Consider the following 14,845-nt stretch of genomic DNA (forward strand, 5'->3'; position numbering starts at 1 on the left):
AGCTCTCCAGCGCCGATGGTAGTTGGACTGACGTCCCGCAAGAGTAGGACGCTGCCAGGCTAACATATTCAATATATGGATGCGATGAGCCGCATTGAGACCTTTCGAGGTCTCTTTTTTTGTATTATAATAGATTAAGTATATTATTTATTGAAGGAGTATCAGCATGCATACTTTAAAATTAAATTCACTTCATGATACAGAAAGGCTTGCTGAAACTTTATCTAAAGTAATAACGGGTGGTACCGTTATTCTGCTTTCAGGAGATCTTGGAAGCGGCAAGACGACTTTTTCTCAGTTTTTAGGTAAATATTTAGGTGTGAAAAGGCATATGACTTCACCGACGTTTAATATTATAAAATCTTATAATGCTAATATTAAATTGCATCATATGGACTGTTATCGTCTTGAAGATTCTGATGAAGATTTAGGTTTTGATGAATACTTTAACGATACTGATATTGCGCTTGTAGAATGGCCGCAATTCATAGCTGAATTTTTACCTGACGAAGTGATTAACATTAATATAAAATACCTTGATGAAAGTGAGCGCCTTGTTGAAATTGAAGCAAGCGGGGAAGAAAATATTAAAATTGCGGAGGTAGTATATGATCAGTTTACTGCTTGATACGAGTAACCAGGCACTGTCAGTTGCGGTAAACCGCAATGGTAAAATGCTTGCAGAGATTAATACAAACTATAAAAAAACACATTCGGAAACCCTGGTAGATTATATCGAGAAGGTGCTGGCTATTGCAGCGGTTAAGAAAACAGATATAGACAGGATTATTGCTGCCAGAGGACCCGGTTCATATACAGGTGTAAGAATTGGTGTGACAGTGGCAAAAATGCTTTCTAAGCAGTTGGATATACCGCTGTACTCTGTATCATCATTATTTGTGCTTGCGGTATCTAAAGGAACTGAAGGAAAGACTGCTCCGCTTATTGATGCGAGACGGGGTTATGTGTACGGTGCCTTGTATAATATTGAAAAAGGTCATTATACTGAATTAACAGCACCTTTGTATGTTGAGTTTAAAACATTTCTACAATCAGCTAAAGAGGCTGAGTTTTTATTGAATGACGAAGAAAAAGTATCGATTGATATTGATAAATATACAGAAATATCTCCGCGTATTTCGCAAGTGGAGCGTTTTGAACAAGCATTAAAACTTGAAGATGCCGATCAGTTTATACCTGATTATTTACGCATCTCGGAGGCTGAACGGAATTGGCAGGACAACCAGTAATCAGAGAAATGGAAATTGAGGATTTAAGTGCAGTATATGAAATAGAAGTTGAAGCATTTAAAAATACTACATGGACGATGGAAGCATATACGAGAGAGCTCGTAATGAATAAATTTGCCCATTATTTTGTTATGGAATTAGACGGTGAGATTATTGGGTATACGGGTATTTGGCTTGTCGTTGATCAATGTCAGATCACGACTGTTGCTGTGAGCAGAAAAATGCGCGGCAAGGGTTACAGTCATATACTGATCCAGCATATTAAAGATTTTGTCAAACCTCAGGCTGATGTGATATCTCTTGAAGTAAGAGTAGACAATACACCGGCGATGCGTTTATACGAGCATAACGGCTTTAAATACGGCGGTGTCCGTAAAAACTATTATGGAGAAGGGCTTGATGCACACGTGATGTGGGTGAATCTTAATGACTAACAATATAACAATACTCGCTGTAGAGACGAGCTGTGACGAAACTGCAGCCAGCGTAATTCGAAATGGGCATGAGATTTTATCGAATGTCGTAGTAAGCCAAATAGACAGTCACAAACGCTTTGGCGGTGTAGTACCTGAAGTGGCATCAAGGCACCACGTGGAGGCCATCACATACGTCATAGACCAGGCTTTAAAAGAAGCTGAACTCAAACCTTCAGAACTGACAGCAGTCGCTGTAACAGAAGGCCCGGGTTTAATCGGGGCTCTGCTTATTGGTATTAATGCAGCAAAAACATTTGCTTTTGTGCATGATTTACCGCTGATACCAGTCCATCACATCGCCGGACATATATATGCTGCGCAGCTGGAAAAACCATTGGAATTTCCATTAATCTCACTTGTAATTTCAGGCGGACATACTGAATTAATATATATGAAAGATCATATGTCATTTGAAATTATCGGTGAAACGAGAGATGATGCTGTAGGTGAAGCATTCGATAAAGTGGCGAGAGTGATTGACCTGCCTTATCCGGGCGGACCTCATATAGATAAATTGGCACAGACAGGACAGGATACATTTAATTTTCCGAGAGGTTTAATGAAAGAAAAGACATTTGATTTCAGCTTCTCCGGCTTAAAATCAGCTGTCATTAATAAACTTCATAATTACAGACAAAAAGGTGAGGAAATTAATAAGAATGATGTTGCAGCGAGCTTCCAGGCGAGCGTTACTGATGTTCTGACAGCTAAAACACTACAGGCTCTAAAACAATATGATGTAAATCATTTGATTATCGCCGGCGGTGTAGCAGGCAACAGTGAAATCCGGCGCAGATTTAAAATATTATGCGAAGAAGAAAATATAAATCTTCAAATACCGGAATTAAAATTCTGTACGGATAATGCAGCAATGATCGGGGCAGCAGCATATCATCTATATAAGAAAAATCATTTAGCTGATTTAAAACTGAATGGCAGAAACTTTATAGATATAGAGGAATATGCCTTTTAACTAATTTAGAAGGGTATATTTTCACTATACGTTATGCTATAATGAATATAAATTATTTAAGGAGGGGCATACATGATACCGCGTATTTGGAACATACTTTTGAATCAATAATTTAATAAAAATTCAAAAGTCTTGTTCAAACTATATTAATACACGGGATGAGTATATCCTTTTTTAAGAAATATTATTACGTTTGAGACAGCACAGGACTGTCTCTTTTTTGTGTATAAAAATATAGTTTGCAGGCTCATAAGGAGTGCAAATTATAATGAATGAATTAACAGTAAAATTAGAAGATATATCAGTCAGTTTTGGTAATAAACATATTTTTGATATCGAACAAATGTCGGCATATATGAATGACAGAATTGCAATTGTCGGGCGCAACGGTTCAGGTAAATCCACCTTGCTGAAAATTATTGCCGGTGTATTCGAAGGTTATACTGGTGAAGTTCAAAGGGAAACTGATTTTAATTATTTGAGTCAGATTGGAGATCCAAAAACAGAGATAAGCGAATCGTTAGATTTTGAAATGCTCAGCAGAATGAATATTCCGGGAAATAATAATTTGAGCGGCGGTGAAGAAACGAAATACAGAATTGTTCAGACCTTGTCGGACTACAAAATGGGTCTGCTGCTCGATGAACCGACGACGCATCTTGATCAGCAAAGTATAGATTTTTTAATTCAGGAACTTGAATATTATTATGGCACCTTGATTTTTGTCAGTCATGACAGGTATTTTATTAACAGTCTGGCGACTAAAGTCTGGGAAGTATCTGACGGACGGATTAAAGAATATGCAGGAAATTATAAAGCATATGAAGAGGCTAAAGAACAAGAAAAACTGGAACAGGAACGTCAATACGAAAATACAATAAAAGAAAAAGAACGTTTGAACAAAGCAATAGAAAAACAGGCGTCTAAGGCTGATAAAATGTCTAAAGGCCAAAAAAGTCAGGATATTAAACCCGACCGCTTATCGAGCTCCAAGCAGAAGGATACTGTGCAAAAACAGGCACATAAAACAGCAAAAGCAATGGAAAGCCGTTTAAATCAGCTGGCAGATGCTAAACGGCCAGACCAGCAGGCTGACATAGAGTTCCCGGTATCTAAAGCGATGGAACTCCACAATAAGTTTCCGATCATGGGAAGAGATGTCACAGTAGAGCGCGGCGGAAATATTCTTTTGGATAAGGTCAGTTTTCAATTCCCGCTTGGAAAAACAATAGCAATTACCGGAAATAACGGCAGCGGTAAGTCGAGTTTACTTTCGGATATTGTTCAGGGGAGCGGCAACTTTGATATTTCTCCTAAAGTTGTAATCGAACAGTATAAGCAAATGGATTATAAAATGTTTGGCACGGAACAGGTCATGCAGTTTTTAATGCGTCATACAGAACTAAACGAATCGATTGTCAGAAGCATGCTCGTCAGTCTAGGTTTTAGTCCAAGTGAAGTAATGAAACCGGTGAATCAGCTGAGCGGCGGAGAAGCGACGAGGCTATCGCTTGCATTAATGTTTGTCAAACCTTCCAATGTAATTATTCTCGATGAACCGACGAACTTTATCGATTTAATGACAATAGAAGCGCTGGAAAAGTTTATAAGGGCATATCAGGGCACCATCATCCTCACTTCGCATGACCGGCAGTTTATCAGCCGGACCGCGGACCGCGTGTATACTATATTTGAAAAAAATCTGATTGACATTACGTAATGCATCTTAATTTGGGTATATAGTAAGAGCTTAAATATATTTACGGGAGTGATTCAATGGTTGAAGCAATTCAATATTTTAATTTCCCTAACGCAAATGAGGCGCTGGATTTTTACGAAGAAAATTTTGACGCGGTGATTACTTCAAAAGTACTTGCGTCTGATCCAATGTTTGAAGATGGACTGGAAGAAATGGGGATGTCACAGGAAGATGCGGAATCTTTCATCATGAACGCTGAATTTGAAGTACTCGGACAAAAATTTATGGTCAGTACAACTTGGGAAAAGAAAGAGATTGATAACTCCGGTGCTAATGTTACTTTCGTGTTTAATACTAGCAATCAGGAAGATTATGACACTGTAAAGCAATTTTACCGTAAAGCAATCGAAGCAGGATGTGTCGCTGATATGGAAGAAGGACCAACAGAATGGACGGAATACTTTGCCAGTTTTAAAGATCCATTTGGTGTCTCGTGGATGATCAGCGGTGAATAATAAAACATGCCCTCAGCGGAATATTTTCCGGAGAGGGCATGTTTTATTTTTCAGCAGACGTTTAATATATTAGTTTGTTCGCATCAATGACCGAACAGACATTCAGTTAATATTACGTTTGACGTGCAATAGAAACTGTCAAGATAGAACGTATGTTTTATCCACAATTTGTGGAAAGATTGTGCATAACTTATTCATAACTGTGCAGTATTTTGTGTATAACTATGTTGAAAACTCGAATAACTGTGGAAAAGTCATAGAAAAGCCGCTGTTCATCGCATTTTAAATGTGTATAACTTTTATGTGAAATATTACAATTACAGACGAACGTGATGTAAATATTTTGTAAACAGTCTTAAAGATCCGCTAATATCTCTTCAGCTTTTGCCCATTCGGCCATTTGCTCTTCGAGATTTTGATTGATTTCCTGTAGTCTTTCATTCAATTCTTGAGCTTTTTCATAATCATTAAATACTTCAGGCGCAACGAGTTTATCTTCTATCATCGCAAGTTCTTCTTCAAGGTTCTGAATTTCCTGCTCAAGTTTTTCACTTTGTTTTTTAACGCGTTTTAATTCATTCCGTCTTTGTTTTTGAGCTTCATAGTCAGAAGTATTGTCAATTTTTTGCACAGCTTCTTCTGCGGGCGCCTCCATGAACTCAGCTTCTTTTTTCTTATGAAGAAAATAACTGTAATCTCCGTCAACCATCATAATTTTATGAGGCTCGATTTCCATTACACGTGTCGCAATTTTATCGATAAAGTAACGGTCATGCGACACGACGATAATCGTGCCAGGGAAATTTTCCAGAGCAGTTTCAAGTACTTCTTTACTGTCAATATCCAGGTGGTTGGTAGGTTCATCGAGTATAAGCAGGTTATTTTCTTCAAGCATCAGCTTAGCCAGCTGAATTCTCGCTTTTTCTCCGCCGCTTAATGAATTGACCTGTTTCATCACTTCATCCTGAGTAAAGAGGAAACGGCCGAGTATTTTTCTGACGTCGCTTTCTTTCATTTCCGGATATTCTTTCCAGAGTTCTTCCAGCACATTATTTTGCGATGTAAATTCAGCCTGTTTTTGATCGTAATATCCAATCGTCACATTGGTGCCATATTGAATATTGCCGGCAAGTGCAGGAATCTTTTTCGCAATCGTCTTTGCTAATGTTGACTTGCCTATACCGTTTGGTCCGAGTATTGCCAGACGTTCTCCTTTGTCAACATTGAACGATAAGCCTTCCCTCAGCGCATGCTGCTCGTAGCCGATGGACAAATCTTTCAGCCTGAGAACATCGTTGCCGCTTTCTCGTTTAATAGTAAAATGAAAGTCCGCACTGGAGCGGTCGATAAACGGCTTATCCATACGGTCCATCATTTCCAGTTTCTTACGGCGGTCTTTAGCCATGCCGGAAGTCGATGCCCGTGTAATATTTTTATCGATAAATGTCTCGAGTCTTTTAACTTCACTTTGTTCCCGTTCGTATTGTTTCATTTTAAGGCGATAAGTCTTTTCTTTTTCTTTAACGTAATTCGTATAGTTGGTGTGATACAAAGTGCCGCGGTGCAGTTCGATTTCATAAATTTTATCGACTGTACGGTCTAAAAAGTATCTGTCGTGACTAATAATAACGACGGCCCCGGCATAGCTGGTCAAATACTGTTCCAGCCATTCTACAGTTGCCATATCCAGGTGGTTGGTCGGTTCATCGAGCAGCAGCAGATCTGGTTTTGTCAGCAGCATTTTACCCAGAGCAAGCCGTGTTTTCTGACCGCCGGAAAATTCTTCAACCCGGCGCTCCAAATCGTCTTCTGTAAATTGCAGGCCGGTCAGGACACTTTTAATTTGAGCATCGATTGTATAGCCGTCATTGTGCTCAAAATTGAGCTGAATATTTTCATAGCGTTTAAGCTTCTCATCGTAGTCAGAATGAGTGTGTTCGTGTTCCGCCAGCCATTGTGCAATGACTGCCATATCTTCATTCATTTTAAGTATATGAGCAAACGGTTTTTGCATCTCATCTCTGACCGTCTCTTCTGACTCAAGTGTCATCTGCTGGGCAAGGTAGCCGAGCGTGACATTTTTAGGCATGCTAATCGTACCGCTGTCGTATGTCAGTTCATCAGCCATTATCTTCATCAGTGTACTTTTTCCGGCACCATTTTTCCCGACAATACCGAGCGTTTCGCCGGATTTAACTTCGAGATCCAGATGTTCAAATATTGTACTTGTTCCGTATGCCTTTGAGACATTTCCCAATTGTAAAAGTATCATATTTTTTTACCTCATTTCATCTTTAAGTTTACACGATAAATCGTCAAAATTCGACCAGATAAACCGATGTCTATGGATATATATTATGTTATAATGGAACGACTAGAAATATAGAGGTGAAAGGGAATGTCTAACAAGAAAAAAATCCCTAATGCAACTATGAAACGTCTACCGCTTTATTACCGTTACTTCAAACAAGAAGAGAATAATGGCAATGATAGAGTTTCCTCGAAAGAAATTAGTGAAGCATTAGACATTGACTCGGCGACGATTCGCAGAGACTTTTCTTATTTTGGAGAATTGGGTAGAAAAGGGTACGGATATAACGTCGGAAGCCTTTTGAAATTTTTCTTAGAATACATCCAGGGGAACAACGTAAAAAACGTCATTCTTCTCGGCGCAGGTAATCTCGGAAGAGCGTTATTGAACTACAAATTTGCGAACATTCATGATAAAATGAATATAGTTGGGGCTTTTGACAGCAATGAATCACTTATTGGAAATTCAATTAACGGCACAAAGATTTTTCATATAAATGATTTAGAGACTATCATAGAGCAGGAAAATGTTGAAGTCGCTATTATGACCGTGCCGATGGAGGCAGGGCAGCAATCAGCAGAACGCTTGGAAAAAGCAGGAATTAAAGGCATTCTTAATTTTACACCTATCCGGCTTCATACCGGTTCTGACGTGACTGTGCATAGTATTGATCTCGGCGTAGAACTGCAAGCGTTGTTTTTCCAAATGAAAAATAAATAGGAGGGGTATTCATGATAGAAGTTCTTTTACCAAATACATTAATGGCAGTTACTCCAGTGAGTCTAATTGTTATTGCAGTAGTGGCGCTTATCATTTTCGGACCTAAAAAACTTCCGCAATTTGGTAAAGCAGTCGGTTCTACTTTGAAAGAATTTAAAGATGCAACTAAAGGTCTTGCAGATGATGATGACGATGATGATAAAGTCAGCAAAAAATCTGAAGGCGAAGCTAAACAAGAAGAACCAAAAAAAATTGAATCAGAAGCATAATCAAAGGGTGGCGAAAGCCGCCTTTTTTTAAAGGATGATTTAAATGCCAGATGAGGCAAGAGAGTTTACCGAGCATTTTGAAGAACTGAGAAAACGTTTATTAACAGTCATGTATTTTTTTGTCGCAGCTTTATTTGGCGGCTTTTTTCTGGCTAAACCATTAATCTATCAAATGCAGAACGCACCGTGGACAGAAAATGTACAGATGCATGCTTTCCAAGTGACAGATCCGCTTAAGATATACTTAATCGTCATTGTTGCCGTAGCATTTATAATTATATTACCGGTCATTTTATATCAGCTGTGGTCATTTATATCACCGGGCTTATATGAAAAAGAGCGCCGGGTGACTCTGCTGTACATACCGGTTGTTATGCTGCTGATGCTTGCTGGTTTAGCATTCAGCTACTTTATTGTCGTACCGTATGTCATTCGTTTTACTTTTGATTTGTCCGTTGAGATGGGCATAGAAACGACCATTGGTATTAATCAGTATTTCGGCTTCCTGTTTAGAACAATACTGCCATTCGGTTTTATTTTCCAAATGCCGGTGCTGGTACTGTTCTTAACGCAGCTGGGAATCATTACACCGATGTTCCTGCGTAAAAATAGAAAATATGCATACTTTATCATGTTCGTCGTTGCTGCTTTAATTGCACCGCCGGATATCATGACGCATATTCTGCTTACTGTACCGATGATTATTTTATACGAAGTGAGTATCTATATTTCGAAGATCGGCTACCGCAGATATTTAAAAGCAGAACAGGAGCAGCTTGAAGAAGACATTAAATAATACAGGAGGAACTGGACATATATGACAAAAAAACTTGAAGAAATTTCGCGTGCAGAAAAAGAAGACCTAATGCAGACAGCCAATGATTCGAAGTGGAAGCAAGCATATCATGTTCAGCCTCCCTTTGGATTTTTAGGTGCACCGACAGGGTTTAACTATGTTAATGGTATTTACCATCTATTTTACGAATGGTCACCTGACAGCAGTTTGACCGAAACACCAGACAGTAAATACATATACCATGCGACATCTAAAGACCTGGTCACATTTCGCCATGAAGGTGTGAAAATCAGACCGGGTGCTTTGTATGATTCAGATAACATATACGGCGGCAGTTTGTCTAAAGTGTTTAATGAAGTCAGTTATTTTTACACAGGTGAACGCTTGAAAAATAATCTTTATGAGACATTTCAACTTGGCGGCTTTATGAATACGGATGGTAAAGTGCAAAAATATCCGGCGCCGTTAGTACGCGGTTTGTCGAGTGACTATATAGAATTTTTCCGTAATCCATATGTGACTGTTCGAGACAGAGAAGTAGTCATGTTTGCAGGGACGATGAACAAAGAAGAATTTGGGAGAATTGTAGTGTTCCGCGGACCGTCAATCGATGAATTAAGATTTGATGGTGAACTGGATACGGGTTACAAAGTGTTCGGCTATTTGTGGGAACAGCCGGAATTTTTCGATCTCGATATGGATTCTGTTCTTATTTTTAATGCGCGGGGACTAGATAAATTTGATACCCATTTTTGGAATATATATCAGTCCGGCTATATGGTTGGTGATTTTGAAAGGTGCGACAACTATTTTATTCACGATGAATTTTATGAATTTGACGGTGGTTTTGATTTTTATCGTCCGGCGACAGCACTTGATGAAGATGGCAACAGAGTAATGATCGGCTGGATGGCAGCTGAAGAGAGTGCTTATCCGTCGGCTTTAGATCAGACGGTGAACGCCATGACTATTCCGCGCATTTTAACTATAGATGGAGATAGAATCAGACAGCTGCCGCACCCTAATTTAGAAAAGATGCGGGGAGAAGCGATTACAGCAGAAGGCTATTTTAAAGAATATCCAACGAAATTGACTGACTTTTACGGTGAAGTCTATGAGCTGATAGTTGATATATTGGAAAACAATGCGACAGTGCTGCACATCTATATGCGTAAAAATACACGTCATGAAACGAAATTAATTTATAACAGTGATGACAGACTGCTGACACTGGATAGAACATTCAGCGGTGAAGAAATTTTGAATGTTGACGGAACAACACGGAGCATTCAACTGGAAGAAGAGCTTAAAGATTTAAGGATTTATATGGATCAGTCGAGTATCGAAGTATTTATTAACGATGGAAAATATACGATGACAGCGAGAATATTTCCAAGCGACCAAGCTAAAGGCCTGGAAATGGTTACTGAGTTCGGAGACTGCCGTGTTCAGCTGACTCAGTATCCGCTGGAGTTTTAAGCAGTTGATAAATATAGAGAAAAATTAGATAGTTTTAAAAAAACGAATAATAAACTGTAACAATATATTGTTAAAAGTGATACAATTACACCATAATAGTCAAAAAAAGTGTCAATACACAGTAAAAAGAGGTGGTCAATTATGTTTTCAGTGCTGAGTCAGATCAATAAACGATTGGAATATATGACGCCGGTAGAACAGCGTATTGCAAGCTTTATGCTGGAAAACCCTAATAAAGTGATTAATATGCCTGTAAAAGAAATAGCGAAACACTCATCGACGAGTGATGCTGCAATTGTGCGGTTTGCAAAGAGAATCGGTCTGCAGGGTATTAAAGAATTAAAAGTAGAACTGGCTAAAGAATTACATACGCTCGAACAGGAGAAGATTTCACGCGTAATCGAGCTGGAAGAAGATACACACGCCGATATTTTTGATAAAGTCTTTAAAAATACGATACAGGCTTTATATAACACTGAAAAAATAGTCAATCGCAAACGCATGCAGGAAGCGGCACAGCACATGGTAAAGGCGGATAATACATTTATATTCGGTGTCGGAGACTCTGCAAATGTCGGACATGATATGGAGCAAAAACTGCATCGCGTCAATATCAATGCCTTTTTCACTGCTGATAAGTACTTATGTATGACACGACTGACAAATGCAAAACCAAATGATGTTCTGTTTGTCATTACTTTATCGGGTAAGACACAGGAAGTTATTGAAATTGTAAAACTGGCTAAAAAATTAGGTGTGCTGACTATCATTTTAACGCAAAATCATTCTTCAGTTGCTAAGCGGAATTCTGATATTGCCATTGAGATTACTGAGGAAGAAACGAACATTCAGTATATGAATATGACGAGCAGAATTGCGCAGCTGATCATTTGCGATGTGATGTTTTTCTATGTGTGTAAAGAACTCGGATCAAGTGCGTATGAAACAATTATTAACACATATGACATGACGCACTAGTAAAATTACATAATAATACGCGAATATTAAGGTTCTGTAACAACTTTGATATTGTATAGAAATGCTTTCAGGCATCAACTATAATTAACTGTACATTATTACGGAAATTCCGAAAAAATGTACAGTTTATTTCAGGATGCGTGGAGGGGAAACAATGCGAAAAGCAAAAATGAAAAAAATGAAACTGGCATCAGTATTGCTGCTGTCGACTGTACTAATCCCTAACATTGCTTATGCTGACGAAGAGATAGATGAGAGTATGGAAGCTGAAACTGCGGTTGGTCCGGCTGAGACAGAAAACAGCGGTCAAACAGCACAAGATACAGTTACAGAAGAAAATACTGATGTAAATGAAGAAGTAACAAATGAAGAACCTGTAGAAGAATCGTTAGAAATACCTCCGAGTATAAATAATGAAAATGATATAGAGACTAATGCAGAGAGTGCTGACAATGCTGAAGAAACAGTAGATGACAGCAGTGGCACTAATGATGGATCAGACTCACCAATTCTTCAGCCGGCAGAACCGGGAGAAGAGCCGGAAGAAACCGGAGCAGCTGAAGATAGTGAAAGTGACAACATACCGGCAGAAGTGCCCGAAGAAACTGGGAACACTGATGACAGCAACACCGGAGATTATACTGAAGGAGAAGAAGAGACTCCTGAAGCGGAAATACCGGAGCAGGAAGATGAGACACAAACAGAAGAGAATGTGCCTTCAGAACCTGACAGCGGTGAATCATCTGAAAATCAGGATAATAATTTCGAAACGCCAGAACTTCCAACTGAACCCATCGAACCGTTAGAACCAGTTGAACCTGAAGAACCGGCTGAAACAGAACCATCGGAACAGCCGAACACTGAGGTTGAGCAAAATTCAGGTGACGGTGATAATAATAATGTACCGGCAGAAGAAGTTCCTGCAGAATCAACAGAGGAACCTGTTGAAAATACCGCTCCGGAAAATTCCGGCAGCACAGATACAGAGGGAACTCAAAAAGATGAGGCCAACACTGAAGCCAATCACAGTACTGCTGGAAATGGACCTAAGAAATTATACCGCTATGATTACGGTGATATTCTGGAAGGAATAACATTTAAAGAAGAAAACCTTCAAAATGACATTTCTACATTAGATCAAAGAGTATCACGTGTGATGTCATCTAAGATTATTGAAGAGAAAAATCTAACAGAAGCACAGAAACTTGAATTACAAGAACAGGTTAAATCAGAAAAAACAAACACTTATGATGGCGAAGAACTGCCGAATACCGGAGAGACAAGTCATCCAAACTATGCCCTTGCCGGACTGTTAACAGTATTTGGTGGAGCATTGCTAATCAAGAGCAAGAAAACAAAAACAGATAACTGATAGAGTGATATCTATAAAATGAGACCGGACACAAAAGTGTCCGGGTTTTTATTTTCAATGGTATAATATTTTTATCAGTATTATTCAATATTCTGAAATTACATACATAAACATCGGGGTGAAGGAATGAAAACATTAAATATCGCATCGATTCCTGGGGACGGCGTCGGCAAGGAAATTATGCCGGAAGCGATTCGCGTTCTGGAAAAAGTGGCACAGGTTCATGGGGGATTACAGTTTAAATTTGAGGAGTTTCCATACAGCTGTGACTATTATTTAAAACACGGTGCAATGATGCCTGAAGACGGTATGGACCGGCTCAGTCAGTTCGACAGCGTATTTTTAGGTGCCGTCGGTGATGCATCTAAAGTGCCTGATCATATTTCATTGTGGGGCTTACTCTTAAAAATCCGGCAAGAGTTCCAGCAGGAGATTAATATTCGTCCTGCAAAACTGCTGAAGGGCATTAATTCAAAGCTGTCTAATCCTAAAGATTTCGATATTATCGTTGTCAGAGAGAATAGTGAAGGAGAGTACAGCTCCATCGGCGGACGTATTTTCCACGATGATAACGAAATTGCGATACAAAATAATGTGTTTTCAAAACGTGCGACCAAACAGGCCATGAATATTGCTTTTGATTTAGCATCTAAACGTAAAGGTCTCGTGACCAGTGCGACGAAATCTAACGGGATTTTCCATGCGATGCCGTTCTGGGATGAGATTTTTGATGAAATTGCATCAAAACATCCGAATATTAAATCTGAATCGAAACATATCGATGCTTTGGCTGCGTATTTTATCACTCATCCGCATGAACTGGATGTAGTTGTCGGTTCTAACTTGTTTGGAGATATTCTATCAGACGTGGGTGCCGCAATTATGGGGAGTATCGGTATCGCACCTTCTGCTAACTTAAACTTAAACGGTAAGTATCCTTCTATGTTTGAACCCGTCCACGGTTCAGCACCGGATATTGTCGGTAAAGGGATTGCCAATCCGATTGGACAAATCTGGACAGCAAAAATGCTGCTTGAATTTAACGGTGAAGCGAATATCGCAGAACACTTATTGAAAGTCATTGAAGCGGTCACAGCCGATGGTTTCATGACACCGGATCTCGGCGGTAAATATAAGATGACAGAAGTAACAGATGAAATTATTAAACGTTTAGACAAATAAAAAAACACGCCATCAGTAGACTGACATAGTGAAATGAGACAGAGATAAAACACCTTCATTAGGCTATCTTCACTCCAAAATCAATTGGAGAGAGGTAGCCTAATTTTTCTTGTATTCTTTCCTCGTTATAATACTTCAAATATTGATTGACACGCGAAATCGTCTCCCCATTACTGAGTGAGTTGTATCTTGTGTATATGAATCCTTCAGATTTCAGATTGGAATGGAACGATTCAATGACCGCATTGTCCCAACAATTACCTCTCCTGGACATACTGCTGACCAGATTATTTTCCGTGACATATGCCTAGTAGGCATACGAGGTGTAGACACTGCCCTGATCAGAATGAATGATGACACCTTCAGGGTATGCACGACGCTTCAGTGCCTCTTTCAAGGTATCCAGCACCAATGGAGTCTGCTGATGATCATACAATTTGGCGGCGACGATTTCGTTGTTGTAAAGGTCCATGATCGTCGATAGATATTTCACAGTCCGTCCATATTGGATGTAAGTGATGTCTGTGACCCATTTCTGATTGGGTTCGGCAGACTGAAAATTACGCTTGAGCCGGTCCGGCGCAATAATGACCGTTTCACCGTAGGTGTATTGTTTGCCGATTGGCTGGTCCAATCGATAGAGTTCCCCCTGTCGATACCACCTGACCCATGTGGAAATCTGGGACTTGTTCTAGATGCCGTATTTCTCCATAATCTCTTGAGTCGTTAATTCACCCGCTATTTTTGCTTTCACTACCGCCCATTTCACATCACTTGAATATACGTTTTTGCCCATGCAAAAACACCTCCGAGTACCATCTCGAA

The 14,845-nt window shown here is 39.3% G+C and carries 14 protein-coding genes and 1 pseudogene; 13 read left to right on the forward strand and 2 right to left on the reverse strand.

All coding sequences use genetic code 11. The features are described 5' to 3' along the window. Positions 1-166: 166 nt before the first annotated feature. The 6 genes from tsaE (at position 167) to IEU81_RS09795 (ending at position 4,913) form a co-directional block, all read left to right on the forward strand. The gene (gene tsaE, locus IEU81_RS09770; protein WP_092596746.1) at positions 167-628 is read left to right on the forward strand and encodes a tRNA (adenosine(37)-N6)-threonylcarbamoyltransferase complex ATPase subunit type 1 TsaE; all 462 of its coding nucleotides are present in this window, start codon (positions 167-169) and stop codon (positions 626-628) included. Next, positions 609-1,250: a tRNA (adenosine(37)-N6)-threonylcarbamoyltransferase complex dimerization subunit type 1 TsaB gene (gene tsaB / locus IEU81_RS09775; protein WP_092596742.1), complete on the forward strand. Its 642-nt coding sequence runs from the start codon at positions 609-611 to the stop codon at positions 1,248-1,250. The genes tsaE and tsaB overlap by 20 nt, the downstream gene beginning before the upstream one ends. A gap of 8 nt (positions 1,251-1,258) precedes the next feature. Further along, entirely contained in the window at positions 1,259-1,684 is a 426-nt protein-coding gene (gene rimI, locus IEU81_RS09780) for a ribosomal protein S18-alanine N-acetyltransferase (RefSeq protein WP_186091027.1), read from the forward strand. Further along, positions 1,677-2,699: a tRNA (adenosine(37)-N6)-threonylcarbamoyltransferase complex transferase subunit TsaD gene (gene tsaD / locus IEU81_RS09785; protein WP_092596739.1), complete on the forward strand. Its 1,023-nt coding sequence runs from the start codon at positions 1,677-1,679 to the stop codon at positions 2,697-2,699. The genes rimI and tsaD overlap by 8 nt, the downstream gene beginning before the upstream one ends. Before the next feature lie 268 nt (positions 2,700-2,967). Further along, a complete protein-coding gene (gene abc-f, locus IEU81_RS09790) occupies positions 2,968-4,419 on the forward strand; it encodes a ribosomal protection-like ABC-F family protein (protein WP_186090827.1) in 1,452 nt (483 codons plus the stop codon). Between the two features lie 56 nt (positions 4,420-4,475). After that, a complete protein-coding gene (locus tag IEU81_RS09795; RefSeq protein WP_186090829.1) occupies positions 4,476-4,913 on the forward strand; it encodes a VOC family protein in 438 nt (145 codons plus the stop codon). Positions 4,914-5,268: 355 nt separating this feature from the next. On the opposite strand, the gene IEU81_RS09800 is transcribed toward IEU81_RS09795, so the two are convergent. Further along, on the reverse strand, positions 5,269-7,185 hold the full coding sequence (locus IEU81_RS09800; protein WP_186090831.1) for an ABC-F family ATP-binding cassette domain-containing protein: 1,917 nt from the start codon (positions 7,183-7,185) through the stop codon (positions 5,269-5,271). 126 nt (positions 7,186-7,311) lie between these two features. Between IEU81_RS09800 and IEU81_RS09805 the strand changes: the two genes are divergently transcribed. From IEU81_RS09805 to IEU81_RS09835, 7 genes are all read left to right on the forward strand, one after another. After that, positions 7,312-7,944: a redox-sensing transcriptional repressor Rex gene (locus tag IEU81_RS09805; protein ID WP_092596727.1), complete on the forward strand. Its 633-nt coding sequence runs from the start codon at positions 7,312-7,314 to the stop codon at positions 7,942-7,944. A 41-nt stretch (positions 7,945-7,985) separates the two neighbouring features. Continuing rightward, complete coding sequence (locus tag IEU81_RS09810; RefSeq protein WP_092596798.1) at positions 7,986-8,213, forward strand: twin-arginine translocase TatA/TatE family subunit; 228 nt, start codon at positions 7,986-7,988, stop codon at positions 8,211-8,213. 43 nt (positions 8,214-8,256) lie between these two features. After that, complete coding sequence (gene tatC / locus IEU81_RS09815; RefSeq protein WP_092596724.1) at positions 8,257-9,009, forward strand: twin-arginine translocase subunit TatC; 753 nt, start codon at positions 8,257-8,259, stop codon at positions 9,007-9,009. 21 nt (positions 9,010-9,030) lie between these two features. Continuing rightward, positions 9,031-10,488, forward strand: a complete 1,458-nt coding sequence (locus IEU81_RS09820) for a glycoside hydrolase family 32 protein (RefSeq protein ID WP_092596721.1) — start codon at positions 9,031-9,033, stop codon at positions 10,486-10,488. 141 nt (positions 10,489-10,629) lie between these two features. Further along, positions 10,630-11,466 (forward strand): MurR/RpiR family transcriptional regulator, encoded by an 837-nt coding sequence (locus IEU81_RS09825; protein WP_186090833.1) that lies wholly within the window; start codon positions 10,630-10,632, stop codon positions 11,464-11,466. A gap of 154 nt (positions 11,467-11,620) precedes the next feature. Further along, positions 11,621-12,838: an LPXTG cell wall anchor domain-containing protein gene (locus tag IEU81_RS09830; protein ID WP_186090834.1), complete on the forward strand. Its 1,218-nt coding sequence runs from the start codon at positions 11,621-11,623 to the stop codon at positions 12,836-12,838. Positions 12,839-12,964: 126 nt separating this feature from the next. Then, positions 12,965-14,020, forward strand: coding sequence for a tartrate dehydrogenase (locus IEU81_RS09835; protein WP_092596712.1), 1,056 nt, complete (start codon positions 12,965-12,967; stop codon positions 14,018-14,020). A gap of 58 nt (positions 14,021-14,078) precedes the next feature. On the opposite strand, the pseudogene IEU81_RS09840 reads toward IEU81_RS09835, so the two are convergent. Then, positions 14,079-14,816, reverse strand: a pseudogene (locus IEU81_RS09840) (IS3 family transposase). Positions 14,817-14,845: the final 29 nt, after the last annotated feature.

This window comes from Jeotgalicoccus aerolatus, from assembly GCF_014635205.1.
GTDB lineage: Bacteria > Bacillota > Bacilli > Staphylococcales > Salinicoccaceae > Jeotgalicoccus > Jeotgalicoccus aerolatus.